Source organism: Streptomyces monomycini (genome assembly GCF_022271435.1).
Taxonomy (GTDB): Bacteria; Actinomycetota; Actinomycetes; order Streptomycetales; family Streptomycetaceae; genus Streptomyces; species Streptomyces monomycini.
On record NZ_JAFIQY010000023.1, the window covers coordinates 66,348 to 80,489 of the forward strand.

Annotated in this window: 10 protein-coding genes; 3 read left to right on the forward strand and 7 right to left on the reverse strand. The window is 72.4% G+C overall.

Features of this window, described 5'->3' with window-relative positions:
- Positions 1–96: 96 nt before the first annotated feature.
- From JXZ78_RS24325 to JXZ78_RS24335, 3 genes are all read right to left on the reverse strand, one after another.
- Positions 97–315, reverse strand: a complete 219-nt coding sequence (locus JXZ78_RS24325) for a hypothetical protein (protein WP_157851727.1) — start codon at positions 313–315, stop codon at positions 97–99.
- Between the two features lie 210 nt (positions 316–525).
- Positions 526–2,628 (reverse strand): FUSC family protein, encoded by a 2,103-nt coding sequence (locus JXZ78_RS24330; protein WP_033039623.1) that lies wholly within the window; start codon positions 2,626–2,628, stop codon positions 526–528.
- Positions 2,629–2,899: 271 nt separating this feature from the next.
- A complete protein-coding gene (locus tag JXZ78_RS24335) occupies positions 2,900–3,937 on the reverse strand; it encodes an oxidoreductase (RefSeq protein WP_238783341.1) in 1,038 nt (345 codons plus the stop codon).
- Between the two features lie 248 nt (positions 3,938–4,185).
- Here JXZ78_RS24335 and JXZ78_RS24340 point away from each other — a divergent pair, with 248 nt between their 5' ends.
- The gene (locus JXZ78_RS24340; protein ID WP_030024040.1) at positions 4,186–5,151 is read left to right on the forward strand and encodes an FAD-dependent oxidoreductase; all 966 of its coding nucleotides are present in this window, start codon (positions 4,186–4,188) and stop codon (positions 5,149–5,151) included.
- 86 nt (positions 5,152–5,237) lie between these two features.
- Here the strand turns inward: JXZ78_RS24340 and JXZ78_RS24345 are convergent, their stop codons facing one another.
- The 3 genes from JXZ78_RS24345 to JXZ78_RS24355 all read right to left on the reverse strand — a co-directional run bounded on the left by JXZ78_RS24345 (position 5,238) and on the right by JXZ78_RS24355 (position 10,460).
- Entirely contained in the window at positions 5,238–6,953 is a 1,716-nt protein-coding gene (locus JXZ78_RS24345; protein ID WP_238783347.1) for a BCCT family transporter, read from the reverse strand.
- Between the two features lie 110 nt (positions 6,954–7,063).
- Positions 7,064–8,377, reverse strand: a complete 1,314-nt coding sequence (locus tag JXZ78_RS24350) for a M14 family metallopeptidase (RefSeq protein ID WP_030024036.1) — start codon at positions 8,375–8,377, stop codon at positions 7,064–7,066.
- Between the two features lie 118 nt (positions 8,378–8,495).
- Complete coding sequence (locus JXZ78_RS24355) at positions 8,496–10,460, reverse strand: Xaa-Pro dipeptidyl-peptidase (protein ID WP_078624618.1); 1,965 nt, start codon at positions 10,458–10,460, stop codon at positions 8,496–8,498.
- A gap of 246 nt (positions 10,461–10,706) precedes the next feature.
- Between JXZ78_RS24355 and JXZ78_RS24360 the strand changes: the two genes are divergently transcribed.
- Positions 10,707–12,224 (forward strand): M1 family metallopeptidase, encoded by a 1,518-nt coding sequence (locus tag JXZ78_RS24360; RefSeq protein WP_030024033.1) that lies wholly within the window; start codon positions 10,707–10,709, stop codon positions 12,222–12,224.
- A 69-nt stretch (positions 12,225–12,293) separates the two neighbouring features.
- Here the strand turns inward: JXZ78_RS24360 and JXZ78_RS24365 are convergent, their stop codons facing one another.
- A complete protein-coding gene (locus tag JXZ78_RS24365; protein WP_030024032.1) occupies positions 12,294–12,716 on the reverse strand; it encodes a hypothetical protein in 423 nt (140 codons plus the stop codon).
- Between the two features lie 383 nt (positions 12,717–13,099).
- On the opposite strand from JXZ78_RS24365, the gene sph reads away from it, so the two are divergent.
- Entirely contained in the window at positions 13,100–14,113 is a 1,014-nt protein-coding gene (gene sph, locus JXZ78_RS24370; RefSeq protein ID WP_030024031.1) for a sphingomyelin phosphodiesterase, read from the forward strand.
- Positions 14,114–14,142 lie beyond the last annotated feature (29 nt).

A 14,142-nucleotide genomic window follows, 5' to 3' on the forward strand; every position in this document is an offset into this window, starting at 1 on the left:
TGCGGCCGGTACCGGTTCAGACCGGTACCGGCCGCACGGTCACTCAGGCACTCGGGTCACTCGGGCTTCCAGGTCACTCGGGTCATTCGGTCCAGGTCACTCGGGCGTGTCCGTACGCGGTACCGGGCCGGGGCCCTTGCGGGGCCTTCCGGTCTCCGGCTTCCCGACGTGGCTGACCCAGCGGCCGTCCTCCTGCGACAGGTAGCTCTCTTCGATGCCGGCGGCCTCCCCGGCACCGCGGTCCGGTGCGGAGGGGGCGTTCTCCTGCGCCGCGCGCTGTGCCCTGCGCTCCCGTTCGGGGCGGTTCTTCGACATGTCACCCATGCTGGCTCCCGGCTCACGCTGGAATCGACGGTTCGGTGGCGCCGCGGCGGTGGCGCCCGGCTCCTCCAGTAGGGCACCGGCCCGGCGACGTCGGCATGCCCGGCGTGCCAAGCGGGTGGCGGCGGCCGTACCGGCGCCCGTCGGCGGCACGCCTACCCGCTGGGCGCCGTCTCAGGCCGTACCGCCTCAGGCCGTACCGTTTCAGGCCGCGCCCGCGAAGCCGCGCATCCGTTCCAGCTCGGCGGCCACGTCCGTCAGCGTCGCGCAGCCCGGTACGGGCGGGATCTGCGCCGCGAGCGCGGGCGGGCCGGGGCGGCCCGGGTCCTCCAGCGCGTCCGCCATCGCGGTGAGCGCCTCGGAGAGCCGGTGCGCCTCCTGCCGGGTCGGGCGGCGGGCGCCGTGGTCGAGCCGTACGGCGCAGGCGGTCGCCGCGTCGACGATGCGTTCGGCGGCGGTGACGACCGTGAGCCAGTCGGGGTTGCGGCCGCGCGCCGCGACCAGTTCGGCGGCCGCGGTCTCGGCCGCCGCGCGGGCCTCGCCGAGCGCCCGGTAGGCCTCCCGGCGCAGGACCAGCCGCTCGCCCCGGTCGTGCCCCGGTTCGGTCCTGAGCACCTCGCCCAGGTACGCGCCGGTGGCGCGCAGCGCGGCGGTGACCCGGTGGCCGACGCGGCGGCGCGGGTCGGCGAGCCGCGGCAGGTGGCCGACGACGAGCACGATGCCGCAGGCGGCCGAGGTGTCCACGATCCGCTCCAGTGCGGCCTGCGGGTCGCCGCTGACGTGCACGAACGACAGCACCATCAGGGTGATCGCGACGGTCTGCAGCGCGAAGTGGCGGGTGGCGAACGGCAGCAGCGCGCCACCCGCGCCGGCGATGAGCGCGGGCCACCACCAGCCGTCCAGCAGCGCCCCCGCCGCCGCGAAGACCAGCACGCCCGCGACGGTCCCGGCGAAGCGGTTGACCGTACGGGAGAAGAGCGGGCCCAGATCGGGCTTGACGAGGAAGGTGACGGTGGCGGGCAGCCAGTACCAGTGGTCGGCGCGCAGCGCGAGGGCCGCCGCCGCACTCACGGCGATGCACAGGCCGACCCGCAGGCCGTAGTCCCGGCCGGCCGGCCCGAGGAGGCTCCGGCCGGGCCGGGCGCGGGGGGCGATGAGCGTGCGCGCCCGGTTGCGCGGGGAGGGGCGGCGGGGCGCGGGCCGTTCCGCGGCGAGCGTGCCGCGCTCGACGTCCCTCGGCTGCGACTCGGCCTGCCCATCCGTCCTCGTATCCGTGTCCGTCTCCGCCCCCGTCCCCGTCCGCACGGGTACGGCTCCGGAGATCGCCGCGGGCCCGCCGTCGGCCCCGGCGGCGTCCAGCGGTTCCGTACGGGCGAAGACCACCGCGGCGTCCAGGAGGGCGCGGTCGAAGGCGCCGCGCGCCGGGGAGCTGGTCTCCGGCGCGGGGAGCCGGCCCGGCGGCCGGCCGGTGCGCAGCGCTTCGGCGAAGCGGCGCGGGCCCTCGGCGACCCGGTCCGGCAGCGGCTGGGCCTCCCACAGCAGCGCCACGCTGGCTTCGCACAGCGCGGTGCCGGCGGCCAGCCGCTCGGCGAGCAGCCGTTCGTCCGCGCGGGGGCGGCGGCGCAGCAGGCGGCGCAGCCGCAGGGCCTCGTCGGCCCGGTCGAGGGCGGCGGTGAGGCGGCGCCGGGCCGCTTCGGCGCCGGGCCCGCCGACGGCTTCCAGCGCGTCCGCGAGCGCGTCGAAGACGGTGGCGACGGCCGCCCGCTCACCGCTGAGCGGCCCGCCGACCGGGCGGGGCGGATGGAAGACCAGGCGCAGCAGGAGCAGCCACAGGCAGCCGGCCAGGAGGTAGAGGGCCTTGAGCCACGGGGCGCCGGACAGCGGCATGCCCGCGCCGAGGACGGTGCTGGCCAGCATCTGCATGCCCGCGTTGGACCGCACCGGCCCGGCGACGCTGCCCGCGCCCGAGACGAAGCCCACGGCGAACAGCGCGGGGACCACCCACCAGCCCGCGCCGACGGTCTGGAGTGTGGCGCCCATCAGCATGCCGAAGGACGACGCGAGGGCGGGCAGGCCGATGTGCACGACGCCGCGGCGGCGGGTGCCGGGGCGGTCGTTGACGCCCGCGAGCATGGAGCCGAGGCCGGCCAGCACACCGGCGGCCGGGTGGCCGGTGGCCACCCCCGCGGCGAGCAGCGGGCCCGCGCACAGGGCTCCGCGGACCACGGCGGCCCAGGGCACGGGCAGCCGCTGCCAGCGCAGGGGGTGGGTGAGCCAGGTGGGCACGGCGCGCGGAGCGCGGGGCATGGGCCTCCTTGAACGGCGGATGACGAGGATGTAAGCGGCGGACATAGAGGTACGTACCCGTACCAAGCTGGACGTACTGCCTGACACAAGGGAAGGGCACGCGGAGTACCCGGGACGGGTGGGGGCGGGCGGGGTGTCCGAGGGGCGTCATCGGCCGACGGTGCTGACATCCAGCTTAAGGTCCTGTTTGTACGCCTCAGAACGCGCGGGTTACGGGAATGTCAAGATCACATTCAGCCGTAGCGGACACCTGCCCTGCCGTCCCGCCCGCCTACTCCCCCATCACCGGCGCGACCAGCACACTTCCGCTCGTCCGGGCGACGACGTACGCCGTCCCCCTCGTCGCCCGCGCGTCCACCGCCAGCCGGTGCGTGCCCGCCTCGATCTGTCCGGCGAACAGCTCCGCCGTCCGCGTCCGCGACAGGCGGTCCACCCGGTACGCGGTGATGCCGATCCGGCACGGCACCGCGGTCTCGACCGTGACCTCGCCGCGGACCGCGGCCAGCCGCAGCAGGCGCCGCTGGTCCTGCGGGCACCGGTCCAGCGCCTGCTCGATGCGGGCGACGAGCAGCGGGACGACCGGCACCGGCAGGTCCACGAAGACCGCCGAGGAGCCTGCCGCCGCGAACGCGGCACGCACGGCGGCACGCTCCGCCTCCCCCACCGCGCTGCCGAAGGCCACCGCCCCGTACGAGCGCAACTCGTCCGGCGAGGCGCCCGCCGCGTCCCGGGTGATCTCCGCGCCGATGCCGGTGCCGCGCAGGGCCGCGGCCAGCCGGGCCGGCAACGCGACCCGCTGGCCGACCAGCAGGACCCGCCGGGAGGCCGCCGCGCCGCGCTCCGGACCGGCCTCGGACAGCAGCTGTTCCAGCGCGGCCCGGTACTGCGCACCGTGGAAGCGGAACGGGCCGAGGCCCGGGTAGCCGTCGCGCCGCAGGTCCGCGGTCCGTCCCGTCTGCCAGGCGAAGTCGCGCCAGACGACGTCCGGGCCGTCCCGCTCGATGACGGCGGTGACCGCGCCGCACTCCAGTCCCTCGCACTCCGGGCAGCCGTAGAGGACGTAGCGCCCGTCGGCGAGCGGGGCGTCCTCCTCCAGGAGCAGCCGCCGCACGTGCGCGGTGAACAGGGACGGGCCGAGGTCGGCGGCGAGCGGGGAGACCGCGTCGAGGTCGGCCAGGCGCAGCAGGAGGGGTCTGCCGTCGACGATGAAGTCCCAGAAGTCGCGGTGGGCCTCGTACGCGCCGTTGGACAGTACCGCTCCGGCGCGCGTCGCGGGCGCCAGTCCGAAAGTCGCGTAGTGCGCAGACATGTCCTGAGTATCCCCACGCAACCGCCGATCAGAGCCCGGCGCCGGGCAATTGACGGGGAGGGGAGCGTTCCGGATACCGCGGCCGCGGTTCCGGATACCACGGCCACCGTTCCGGGTGGTGGCCACCGTTCCGGGTGGTGGCCACCGTCCGCGTCCCGGCGGGCGGCCGGGCGGCGACGGCCGTTCCGCATCCCGGCCGCCCCGCCGTACCCGTCGCCCCCGGCGGGCGCAGCGGATAGCGTCCAGGCATGACGACGAGCGATGTGATCGTGATCGGCGGCGGGGTGATCGGCCTGACGGCCGCCGTCAGGCTGGCGGAGCGCGGGCGCGCGGTGCGGGTCGTCAGCCGTGACCCGGCCCCGGACACCACCTCCGCGGTCGCGGGCGGCCTGTGCTGGCCCTACCGGGTACGGCCCGAGGAGCGGGCGGTGGCCTGGTCGCTGCACTCCTTCCACCGGCTCACCGAGCTGGCGGCGCGCCCGGCGGAGACCGGCGTCCGGCTGGTGACCGGCACGATGGCCGACGCCGGGGACGCGGAGCCGGACGGCTGGCACGCGGCGGTGCCGGGGCTGCGGCGGGCCACGCCGGACGAACTGCCGCCGGGCTGGGGCGCGGGCTGGCGCGCGGCCACGCCGCTGGTGGACATGCCGTCCCATCTGCGGTACCTGGAACAGCGGTTGGCGCAGGCGGGCGGCACGGTGCAGCGGCGGCCCTTCACCTCGCTCGCGGAGGCGGGGCGGGAGGCCGGCACGGTCGTCAACTGCTCCGGGCTGGGCGCCCGCGAGCTGGTACCGGACGTGGCGGTGCAGCCCGTGCAGGGGCAGCTGGTGATCGTGGAGAACCCGGGCGTCGAGGAGTGGTTCGGATCGGCCGACGCGCACGCCGAGAGCACCACGTACATCCTGCCGCAGCCGTACGGGGTGGTCCTCGGCGGCACGGCGCGCGAGGGCGCCTGGTCGCGGGAGCCGGACCCGGCGACCGCCCGCGCGATCGTGGAGCGCTGCGCGCGCGTCCACCCGAAGCTGGCGCACGCCCGTGTCCTGGCGCACCGGGTCGGCCTGCGTCCGGGGCGTACCGCCGTACGGCTGGAGGCGGAGCGGCTGCCGGGCGGCGCGCTGTGCGTGCACAACTACGGGCACGGCGGGGCGGGTGTGACGGTGGCGTGGGGGTGCGCGGAGGAAGTGGTGCGGCTGGCGGGCGGCGGGACGGTGTGAGGGGAGGGCCGGTCTCCCGCCGGCCCTCCCCCGTACCCGTGCGCACTCCCGTGCCCACTCCTGTGCTCACTCGCGCACGACCGGTGCTACGGCTTGCCCTCCTCGGAGGCCGGGACCGCCGCGGAGGCCGTTCCGGGCGGCGCGGCGTCGCCACCGCTGCCGTTGCCCGGCCCGATGCGGATCTCGAAGTCGCCGTCGTAGCGCTCGTGGCCCGCGATGACGGCCAGTTCGACGACTTCCTCGCCCTTCTGCCCGCGGACGATCAGCGGGTCGTGGCGCAGGTCCTTCATCAGCGCCCAGCACATCGCGATCATCACCAGGGTGAAGGGCACCGCGACGAGGATCGTCAGGTTCTGCAGCCCGGTGAGCGCGTCGCCCGAACCACCGCCGATCAGCAGCATGATCGCGGCGACCGCGCCGGTGACCACGCCCCAGAAGACCACCACGAGCCGGGTCGGTTCGAAGGAGCCCTTCTGGGAAAGGGTGCCCATCACGATGGACGCGGCGTCCGCGCCGGAGACGAAGAAGATGCCGACGAGGATCATGACCAGGATGCTGGTGAGGGTGGCCGCCGGGTACTGGTGCAGCACGTCGAAGAGCTGTCCCTCGGGGGTGGTCTCACCGGAGAGCCGCTTCCCGTCCTGGAGGTGCATCGCCGAGCTGCCGAACACCGCGAACCACAGCAGGCTCACCACGCTCGGTACGAGGATCACCCCGCCGATGAACTGCCGGATCGTGCGCCCGCGGCTGATCCGGGCGATGAACATGCCCACGAACGGCGTCCAGGAGATCCACCACGCCCAGTAGAAGACCGTCCAGCCGCGCAGCCAGTCGCCGACCTTGTCCCCGCTGCTGGCCTCCGTACGTCCGGCGAGCTGCGGCAGTTCGCCGATGAAGGTGCCGATGGAGGTCGGCAGCATGTTCAGGATGAGGATGGTCGGCCCGACGACGAAGACGAAGACGGCGAGGATCAGCGCCAGCACCATGTTGATGTTGGACAGCATCTGGACGCCCCGGGCGATGCCGGAGACCGCCGACAGGATGAAGGCGACGGTCAGCACGGCGATGACGGCGACGAGCAGGGTGGTGCTGACCTTGTCCATCCAGCCGAGCACCTTGATGCCGCTGCCGATCTGCAGCGCGCCGAGCCCCAGGGACGCGGCGGAGCCGAAGAGGGTGGCGAAGATGGCGAGGATGTCGATGACCTGTCCGCCCCAGCCGTTGGCCCGGCGCTTGCCGATCAACGGGGTGAACACCGCGCTTATGGTCTGCCTTCTCCCCCGCCGGAAGCAGCTGTACGCGATGGCCAGCCCCACGACGGCGTAGATCGCCCACGGGTGCAGGGTCCAGTGGAACAGGGTGGTGGCCAGCGCGGTGTCCATGGCCTGCGCGGCGTCCTTGGGGTCGGTGCCCGGGGGCGGGGTCGCGAAGTGTCCCAGCGGCTCGCTGACGCCGTAGAACATCAGGCCGATGCCCATGCCCGCGCTGAACATCATCGCGACCCAGGACACCGTACGGAACTCCGGCTCCTCCCCCTCCTTCCCCAGCGTGATCCGGCCGTACTTGCTCACGGCGAGCCAGATGGCGAAGATCACGAAACCGGAGGCGGAGAGCACGAAGGCCCAGCCGCCGTTCTCGATGACCCAGTCCAGCATCGTCGACGAGGCACTCTTGAGCGACTCGGTGGAGGTGGCGCCCCAGACGATGAAGGCGAGGGTGAGCAGCGCCGTGACACCGAAGACCACGCGGTCGGTCTGCGGAGGGCCGGTGCGGTGCGGTGCGCCGGGGAGTTCCGCCTCCACCGTCGCACCTCCCCCGCCGCCCGTGTCCTGGTCTGATTCCGACACGTGTCGACCTTTCAATTGGCCAGTTTTTTCCTACCCGTTACCCCCTACCACACGGTGGAACCCGTTCAGCAGCCCTTGAGCGGAGTCGCGGCCGTAAGGTGATGATCGGCCCGGCCGTCCAGCAGCAGCGGAACGAGGGCGCGCAGCGGCTGGCGCAGCGGGACCACGGCGCCGCCCGTGCCGTTCCGGTACGACCACACGCCGTGCAGGGCGAGTTCGTCCTTGAACCGGTCGTACTGCCGGGCGTCGAGGCGGTACGCGCACGGCGGGTCGCCCAGGATCTTCCCGGCGGCGGGCGGTTCGTTGTCCGCGCCGCCGAGGTAGACGGGCCCCCGGTCGGCGTAACCGGCCAGCCGGGCGCGGGCCGTGGCGGACTCGATCCGGCTCCGACGCTCACCGATAGAATCGAACAGCCCGTCGAGCGCGGCGCTTTGGGAGGCGACCCGGCGGCGGTTGTTCAGCGCCGGGTCGGCCTTCTCCGCGTCGGTCAGCGCGTCGACCCGGGTCTCCACGAGCAGCCCGACGGAGTTCTTCACCCCGGCGGTGTTGCGCAGGATGCGCTCCTGGCCGTCACCGGCCACCTGCTTGACCGGGTCGCCGGTCTCCGGGTCGGTCCAGATGCCGTAGACGCCGGTGCTGAAACCGGCGCCGGCGGCTTCGGGGCGTACGTACTTCTCGGACAGGACGGTGGACTCCCGGTGCACCGCGCGGGCGGTGTTGAGGTTGCGGGGCCACAGGGAGAGCAGGTCCTTCATGTAGTAGGGCACGGTGGGCCCGTATTCGTGCAGGTCGTAGACGATGTCCGGGCGGTGATCGCGCTGCACGGCGGCCAGCGCCCGCGCCTCGGCCGTCTTCAGGGCGAGGTGGTCGCGGTTGATGTCCACACCGTCGGAGTTGCCGCGGGTGTCGGCGGCCCGGCCGTCCGGGTTGGCGGTCGGCACGACCAGCACGCTCGTCCGTTCCAGGAGGCGCCGGGTGGCCCGGTCCCCGGCGAAGGCGAGGTCGCGGACGGTGGACAGGCACGCCTCGCGCCCGGACGGCTCGTCGCCGTGCTGCGAGCAGATCAGCAGCACCGCGTTGCCGCGTCGCACGTCGGCCGCGCTCTTCGGGGCCGGTGCGCCGATGCGTACGAGCTGGAGCGGGCGGCCCTGTGCGGTGGTGCCGATCCGGTCCGTACGGACGCGGTCGCTCGCCCGGTCCACGGCGGCCAGGAAGTCCTGCTCCTCCGGCTGGGTGGTCCAGCGGGCGCCCTCGCTGGTCTCGAAGCCGGTGCGGGGCAGGTCCGGACCGGACGCCCCGGCGGGCGGTGCGGCCAGCAGGGTCGCGGTGAGCGCGGCGGCCAGCGCCCCGAAGGCGAGGCCGCGGGAGATGGGTGTCACGAGAGGGTGCCTCCGGTGTCGGACGGTGGGGCGAACGGTGGAGGGGTACTGCCGGGTACGGACGCACACGTACGGAGACGAAGGGGCCGGACCATGACGGCCCGGCCCCGCAGTCGTGTCAGCGCGCTTGCGGTATGCGGCTCGGAACGGAGGGCTCCACGCCGGTCGTCGGCGCCGGTGCGACCCGCGCCGCGCCGGTCCCCGCCGTGGCCGCGGCCAGCGCCTTGCCGCCGCCGACGACGGGCAGGCGGGCGGCGGTGCGGGCGAGGTCGAGGGTCAGGCGCGGGGTGGTGGACGGCGGGTCGATCAGGCCGGCGTCCGTCCCGGCGATGACCAGGGCGAGCCGGTGCCCGGCGGGGACGACATGGTCGCTCGCGGCCAGGTCGAGGGTGATCGTGTAAGGCTTGCCGGGCGTCAGCGGGCGGCCCTTGCCCGGGTCGGCCCAGTTGCCCAGGTCGGCCCAGCCGCGGCTGAAGACGGTGTGGCCGACGTTCACCGTGTCGGCCTTCGTCTCCTTGAAGCAGGCACTGTCACCGGTGGTGCTCGCGCCCCAGCAGGTGCGGTCGGCGAGGGTGGTGATGCCCTCGCCCGCCGCGCCGTAGTTGCGGATGGTGTCGGGTCCGAGGTCCACCAGGACGGCGGAGAGGTGGGCGGTGGTGGTGCTGGGGGTGGCGGTGACGGTCACCTTGCCGGAGCCGGACAGGCGCAGCGGCTTGGCGAGGGGCTTGGTGGTGAATCCGGCCTTGGCGGGGGTGGAGGTGTCGATCTGCGCGGACCAGTCCTCCTCGTTCAGGCGCGGGTCGTCGGTGAAGGTCTCGGTGGCGCCGTGCGGCGCGCGCCGGGTGCCGAGTTCGCCGACGCCCGGGGCGCTGCCGTTGCGCGGCCGTACGGTGGTGGCCGAGGTGCCGGCGGCGGGCCAGACGCGGTCGGTGGTCCACCGGTCGGGGGCGCGTTCGATGTCGGCCATCGGCTCGTCGTCGATGCCGTTGTCGTAGCCCATCAGGTAGTGGTCGAACCAGCGGTGCAGGGTGGGCACCCAGGCGGACCGGCGGAAGTCGAACGGGTCGACGTGGCCGGTCTGGGAGAGCCAGACCTTGCGCTCGACGCCGTTGTCGGCGAGCGCGTCCCACCACTGGCCGAAGTGCTTGGTGCGGACGTTGAGGTCCTGCATCCCGTGGACGGCGAAGACGCTGGCGGTGACGTTCTCCGCGTCCTTGACGTAGTCGCGTTCGGTCCACAGCCGGGTCCAGTCGCCGGTGCGCGGGGCGCCCTCGGCGAGTTTCTTCTGTACGGCGTCGCAGCGCAGGCGCGCTTCGGGGCTGTTGACGTAGTCGGCCAGCCGGTCCGGGCCGGAGCCGTACAGGGGGGCGCCCTTGGCGAAGTAGTAGTCGTACCAGGAGGAGATGGCGGCGATGGGCACGATGGTCTTCAGACCCTCGACGCCGGTGGCGGCGACGCCGTTGGCGATGGTGCCGTCCCAGCTCTTGCCGATCATGCCGGTGTTGCCGTTCGACCAGCCGGCGGAGACGCGTTTGCCGCCGGTACGGGAGTCGTAGGCACGTCCCCGGCCGTTGAGCCAGTCGACGACGGCGCGCGCGGACTGGATGTCGGAGCGTCCGCCGACGTCCACGCAGCCGTCCGAGCGGTTGGTGCCCGCCAGGTCGACCAGGACCGCCGCATAGCCGCGCGGCACGAAGTAGTTGTCGTAGAACAGCGGGAACTGCACGGGCCGTCCGGCGCTGTCGTAGGTCTTCTTCTGACTCTCGTTTCCGCGGCCGCAGCAGGAGTAGTAGGGACTGGCATCCATGATCACGGGTACCCGTCGGCCCTGCTGCGCGGGTTCGCGCGGCCGCACGATGTCCACGGCGACCCGGTCGGTGCGTCCGTCCGAGTCGCCGTCGATTCTCGTGTCCACCCAGACCGATTCGCGTATCGCGCGGTCGTAGGAGTACACGGGTCTGGACCCACCGGAGGATGCCTGGGCGGCGGACGCCGGTCCGGTGAGCGTGGTCAACAGGGCGACGGCCACCGCCGCCACGAGCGCTTTCCAGGGGATGCGGGGGAACCGCGCGCTAGGGGTCACGGGCGGACGGTAGCGCGGGGGAACTCCTGTGCGTAAGAGTGCGCGGGGTGGCGGACGGGAACGGAGCGGTGTCCGCGGGGTGGCGTGCCGCACGGTGAGCAGGAGCGACCTGTGACGTCCTGATGTCGGTCATGTGTCAGATGCAGCCATGGACATGACGGGCGGGCGCCAGGTACATAAGGTCGGAACATCTGAGGATCTGTTGGGCCCACCAGGCCCACCTCCCCTGACAAGCTGGAGGATTTTGTGCGTCACAGACTCATCGTTCCGGGTGCGGCCGCCCTCAGCCTGCTGCTGGCGATCCCGGCTTCCGCGGCCAGTTACGCACCCGGCGCTCCGGGCGCGGGCGACTCCTACTACCCCGAGAGCGGCAACGGCGGGTACGACGTCTCCCACTACGACCTGCGGCTGAAGTACCAGCCGAAGACGGACCTGCTGGAGGGCACGGCGACGCTGCTCGCCAAGACCACCCAGGACCTGAACCGCTTCAACCTCGACTTCGGCCTGAAGGTCAGCGAGATACGCGTCAACGGCAAGAAGGCGTCCTTCGCCACCTCCGGCAAGCACGAGCTGGAGATCACGCCGGCCACGCCGCTGCCCAAGGGCAAGGACATCAGCGTCGTCGTGCGCTACGCGGGCAAGCCGTCCGAGCTGAAGATCGACGGCTACTCCGCCTGGCACCGCACGCCGGACGGCGGGGTGATCGCGCAGGAGCCGGACTCCGCCGTGTGGTGGTTCCCGAGCAACGACCACCCGACCGACAAGGCGACGTACGACATCTCGGTCTCGGTGCCGGACGGCAACCAGGCGCTCAGCAACGGCGTCCTGCTGTCGCAGACCTCCAAGCTCGGCTGGACGCGCTACAACTGGCGCTCGGACAAGCCGCAGGCGCCGTACCTGACCACGCTGGCGGTCGGCAAGTTCGACGTCACCAAGGACACCACGGCCAGCGGTCTGCCGGTGATCAACGCCGTGAGCAAGGACCTCGGTTCCTACGAGGGCTCGGCGCGCGCGAGCATCGAGCGCACCACCGAGGTCACGGAGTGGCTGGAGTCAGTCTTCGGCCCGTACCCGTTCAACTCCGTCGGCGGTTACGTCCCGAACGTCAAGGCCGGGTACGCGCTGGAGACGCAGACCCGCCCGTTCTACGGCAAGGAGGCGTTCGCCAACGGAGCCAACGTCTCCGTGGTGGTGCACGAGATCGCGCACCAGTGGTACGGCGACAGCGTCTCGGTCAAGGACTGGAAGGACATCTGGGTCAACGAGGGCTTCGCCCGCTACAGCCAGTGGCTGTGGTCGGAGAAGGAGGGTGAGGGCACCGGTCAGGAGCTGGCCGACTACGTGTACGCCCAGCACCCGGCCGACGACCCGTTCTGGAAGGTCAAGCCGGGCGACCCGGGCCCGGACAACCAGTTCCACGGCGCCGTGTACGACCGGGGCGCGCTCACCTTGCAGGCCCTGCGCAACGAGGTCGGCGACCGGGCGTTCTTCGGGCTCCTGAAGTCCTGGCCCACCGACAAGAAGTACGGCAACGCCTCGGTGCAGGACTTCGTGACGTACGCCGAGCGCAAGACCGGCAAGCCGCTCGCCGAGCTGTTCGACACCTGGCTCTTCCAGCCGTCCAAGCCCGCGGCCCCGGCGGCGAAGAAGGCGTTCGGCGCCCGGTCGGCCGCCCCGGCCAAGGCACCGGCGCAGCCGAAGTCCTGGAAGTCGATCCAGGCCACGAACACCGTGCACGACCACGGCCACGGCCACGGTCACTGACCCAGAGGGCGGTGACATGAGGAGGGGTCCGGTGCGGCTGCGCCGGACCCCTCCTTCCGTATGTGACGGTCACGCCTTCTCCAGCTTCCAGAAGGCGAAATCCCTGCCCAGGTTGGGGAGAATACTGGCGGCGACCGCGATCCACGACTTGCCGGTCTCCGAGCCGTACACCATGTAAGCACCGGAGGTCTTGAACACGGCTCCCTTCTCACGGGATTCCGGCTCCCAGACGTGCGCGTCGCCTTCCTGGACCAGCTTCACGCCGGTCGTGACGGCTTGCAGATAGCGGTATCCACCCCAGTTGCTCGACGTCATCTCGATGCTGAAACCCGAGCCCTTGGTGTGGAAGACCACCGGGTAACCCTTGTTGCCGTAATCGTTCGCCAGCAAGCAGTAGTCCCAGTTCATGTAGGGTTCCCGGCTGATTCCCCGGCCGCTGCCATCATTGATGATCAAGTAGTAGCGGCTCTCGGGGGAGATGTCGACCGCCATGGCGGCCCCCTTTCCCTGCCGCGACGGGCGCGGCAGCTCCCTTGGTTCGGCCGGCCGCTTTCCTGCTTACGGCCGTCACGGAGCGCTGTCCATGCCCCCGTCGGTACCAGCTGTCGTACGGCGGCTTCTTTCGGCCCGTGTTCTCCCGTGCCGTGTGGAACCAACCGGCTGACCGGTGGCTTCCACACGGCTCGGACGGCCGGAACGGACCGGCGAAAAGCGTCCGAGACTCATGCCGGTGGCGCTTTGAACCGGCGGTCGCCCCGCGCCTCACGTGTCACGGCGTGTGCATCCAGGTATCACGCGGCGGCCACGCGAAAGCAATCGTGCCGGGTTCGACTGTGCGGCGGCTCCTGCCCCACCCCACCCGACCGGGAGATCTCATGCCGCACCGCAGCCCCCGCCGCTCCTCCGCAGCCGTGACCGGCGCGTCGCTGACCGCCGCCGTCCTGGCCGCGTCGGCGCTGCTCACCACGGCGCCCGCGGCGTCGGCCGCTCCGGCGCCCGCCGCTGTGCCCGCGGTGAACGTGCTCTCGTACAACGTCTTTCTCATGAGCCGGAACCTGTATCCGAACTGGGGTCAGCAGCTCCGGGCCAAGGCCATTCCCGCGGCGGGCTTCTTCCAGGGCCAGGACGTCGTCGTACTCCAGGAAGCATTCGACAACGAGGCGTCCGACGCGCTCAAAGCGGCCGCCGCGGCGCGGTATCCGTACCAGACGCCGGTGGTCGGCCGCGGAAAGAGCGGCTGGGACGCCACGGGCGGCTCCTATTCCGCGGCCACTCCCGAGGACGGCGGGGTCACCGTGCTGAGCAAATGGCCGGTGCTCCGCAAGGAACAGTACGTGTTCAAGGACGCCTGCGGTGCCGACCACTGGTCCAACAAAGGCTTCGCCTATGCCGCGCTGAATGTCCGCGGCACCACGGTGCACGTGGTCGGCACGCATGCCCAGTCGACCGACCCGGGGTGCAAGGCAGGTGAAGCCGCAGCGGTCCGTGCGAAACAGTTCAAGGAGATCGACGCCTTCCTGAACGCGAAGGACATTCCGGCGGACGAACAGGTCATGGTCGCCGGGGACTTGAACGTGGACACCCGCGGCCCCGAATTCGCCTCCCTCCTCACCGACGCCGGACTCGTGGCGGCCGACGCGCGCACCGGACACCCGTACTCCTTCGACACCCGGGAGAACTCCGTCGCGGCCTACCGTTACCCGGACGACCCGCGCGAGGACCTGGACCACGTCCTGCACCGCCGCGGCCACGCCCGGCCCGCCGGCTGGTCCAACGAGGTCGTCGCGGAGCGGTCCGCCCCCTGGACGGTGTCGAGCTGGGGCAAGGACTACACGTACACGAACCTCTCGGACCACTACCCCGTGGTGGCCGGTCAGCGTTCGAGGTAGGCCAGGACTCCGGGCGGGGCGGTCCTTCA

What these genes read in the sequence shown, in the direction of transcription:
- sph (WP_030024031.1), top strand. Translation starts at nt 13,100, where the DNA reads ATGCCGCACCGCAGCCCCCGCCGCTCCTCCGCAGCCGTGACCGGCGCG.
- JXZ78_RS24335 (WP_238783341.1), bottom strand. Translation starts at nt 3,937, where the DNA reads ATGTCTGCGCACTACGCGACTTTCGGACTGGCGCCCGCGACGCGCGCC.
- JXZ78_RS24365 (WP_030024032.1), bottom strand. Translation starts at nt 12,716, where the DNA reads ATGGCGGTCGACATCTCCCCCGAGAGCCGCTACTACTTGATCATCAAT.
- JXZ78_RS24330 (WP_033039623.1), bottom strand. Translation starts at nt 2,628, where the DNA reads ATGCCCCGCGCTCCGCGCGCCGTGCCCACCTGGCTCACCCACCCCCTG.
- JXZ78_RS24325 (WP_157851727.1), bottom strand. Translation starts at nt 315, where the DNA reads ATGTCGAAGAACCGCCCCGAACGGGAGCGCAGGGCACAGCGCGCGGCG.
- JXZ78_RS24340 (WP_030024040.1), top strand. Translation starts at nt 4,186, where the DNA reads ATGACGACGAGCGATGTGATCGTGATCGGCGGCGGGGTGATCGGCCTG.